A 2,498-nucleotide genomic window follows, 5' to 3' on the forward strand; every position below is an offset into this window, starting at 1 on the left:
ATACGAAGGTATAGACGAAGCTCTTTAGTACACAAGAACCTGCCGACTTTAGTCGTGCAGAGGTTCAGTATATTGTCAACGGTCAAAAAACGTTTATTACAAACGGCATTCATGCCGATTTAGTCGTCGTTGCCTGCAAAACGAATCCAAATGCCAAACCACCGCATAAAGGTATCAGCCTTCTTGTTGTTGAGCGCGATACCCCAGGATTTACGCGCGGACGAAAGCTTGACAAAGTCGGGCTGCACGCACAAGATACGGCAGAATTGTTTTTTAATGACGCAAAAGTGCCAAAAGAAAACTTGCTTGGAGAAGAGGGAAAAGGATTCTATTACTTAATGGAAAAGCTACAGCAAGAGCGGCTTGTTGTGGCGATTGCCGCGCAAACGGCAGCGGAAGTAATGTTTGAATTGACAAAGCAGTACGTAAAGCAGCGGTCCGCATTTGGAAAACGAATTAGCGAGTTTCAAACCGTCCAATTCCGACTTGCCGAAATGGCAACGGAAATTGCCATTGGCCGGACGTTTGTCGACCGTGTCATTGAAGAGCATATGCAAGGGAAGAATGTGGTGACACATGTTTCGATGGCGAAATGGTGGATTACGGAAATGGCGAAACGAATCGCTGCAGAAAGCATGCAGTTGCATGGCGGCTATGGGTATATGGAAGAATACGAGATTGCCAGACGCTACCGAGATATTCCGGTCAGCGCGATTTACGCTGGGACGAATGAAATGATGAAAACGATTATTGCAAGAACCTTAGATTTATAGAAAGAAGGTGACGATGTGTTAGACGGAGTAACGGTCATCGATTTTTCCCACTACCTTCCCGGTCCATTCGCCAGCCTGCGTTTGGCTGATTTAGGAGCAGAAGTCATCAAAATTGAACCGAAAACGGGAGATATGATGCGTTCACTTTCGGAGGAGTGTGTGTTTCGCGCAAACAATGCAGGCAAAAAAAGCATCGCCCTTGACTTAAAAAACGAAAAAGATTTACAGACGGCAAAACAGCTGATCCAAAAGGCCGATGTCATCATCGAAAGCTTCCGTCCGGGAGTGATGAAACGGCTTGGTTTAAGTTATGAAGATGTCTCTGCAATCAACGAAACGATCATTTACTGTTCGATTAGCGGCTTCGGTCAACAGAGCAAGTATGCTTCATTTGGAAGCCATGATTTAAATTACATGGCGATAACCGGTGTGTTGGCGCAGCTAAAAGATAAAGAAGGGCGCCCCGTTCATCCGACGATTACGCTTGCCGATTTGATCGGGAGCATCCATGCGGTCGAACAAATCGTTGCCGCGTTGTATTACCGCGAGCGGACAGGAAAAGGAACGTATATTGACCTTTCGTTAGTCGATGGCTTGCTTTCGATGATGACGAATCATTTTGTCATCGAGCATGATACAGGAAGAAAAAACGGCATCGATGTGCTTGCCGGCACGATCGTTTGTTACCACTTGTATGAAACGAAAGATGGGCGATATGTGAGCCTTGCGGCGCTTGAGAAAAAATTTTGGGAAAACTTTTGCCATGCTGTCGAAAAGCCAGAATGGATCTCGTATCATTATTCGCCCGCAAAAGAAGAAAATCCAATTTTTCTAGAAATTGTGCGCTTATTTCAAACGAAAACGCTTCAAGAATGGATCGAATTTAGCCAAACGGTAGATTGCTGCCTTGCTCCTGTGTTGGAAACAGATGAAGCGAAATCGTTATTTGCAAGAGACAGCTACCGGAAGATGATTCATATTGCCGGCCGGCGCATAGAAGTGGCGACCCGTTATGACGAAACATTATTACAAAAACGAAAAAAGGCGCCGTCACTGAATGAACATGGCGGCCAATTACGAAAAAAGGAGTGATGAATGATGATGAATGTGCCATTAAACATTTCGACAATGTTAGAAAGAGCGGAAATGTTCTTTCCGACTAAACAAGTCGTTTCCCGCATGAAACGTGGCATTGTCCGCCATACATATAAAGAAATCGGTGAGCGGACAAGAAGGCTTGCCAGCGTATTGACAAGTTTGGGTGTTTCCGTCGGCGACCGCGTCGGGACGTTTGCCTGGAATCATCATCGTCATTTGGAAGCGTATTTTGCGATACCAGGAATCGGCGCGGTGCTGCATACGATCAATATCCGTCTGTCGCCGCAGCATATTGCCTATATTATTAATCATGCTGACGACCGTGTATTGTTAATCGACGATGATTTGCTTCCAGCGATTGAAGCAGTGAAAGACAATATTCCAAACGTACGTGCTTTTATCATTATGACGGATGAAGCGGAACTTCCAGAAACAACGCTTTCTCCTGTTTACCATTATGAAAAATTATTGGAACAAGGAGATCCGAAATTTCCGTTTAAAAAAGATCTAGATGAATACGAGCCGGCTGGAATGTGTTATACATCAGCAACAACTGGAAATCCGAACGTAATAAAAAAGAGTGTGTAGAATTACATAAATTCCACACGCTCAATCCACACTTTCCGT

1 protein-coding gene and 2 pseudogenes are annotated in these 2,498 nt (G+C 44.7%); all 3 read left to right on the forward strand.

Annotation, left to right across the window (positions count from 1 at the left end):
• Positions 1 to 59: 59 nt before the first annotated feature.
• Positions 60 to 773, forward strand: a pseudogene (locus DCC82_RS08455) (acyl-CoA dehydrogenase family protein); the annotation flags it as partial.
• Between the two features lie 15 nt (positions 774 to 788).
• The gene (locus tag DCC82_RS08460) at positions 789 to 1,865 is read left to right on the forward strand and encodes a CaiB/BaiF CoA transferase family protein (RefSeq protein ID WP_108430327.1); all 1,077 of its coding nucleotides are present in this window, start codon (positions 789 to 791) and stop codon (positions 1,863 to 1,865) included.
• A gap of 6 nt (positions 1,866 to 1,871) precedes the next feature.
• A pseudogene (locus DCC82_RS08465) lies at positions 1,872 to 2,435 on the forward strand (AMP-binding protein); the annotation flags it as partial.
• Positions 2,436 to 2,498 lie beyond the last annotated feature (63 nt).

It is taken from the genome of Geobacillus sp. LYN3, from assembly GCF_003064505.1.
In the GTDB taxonomy this organism is placed as follows: Bacteria; Bacillota; Bacilli; order Bacillales; family Anoxybacillaceae; genus Parageobacillus_B; species Parageobacillus_B toebii.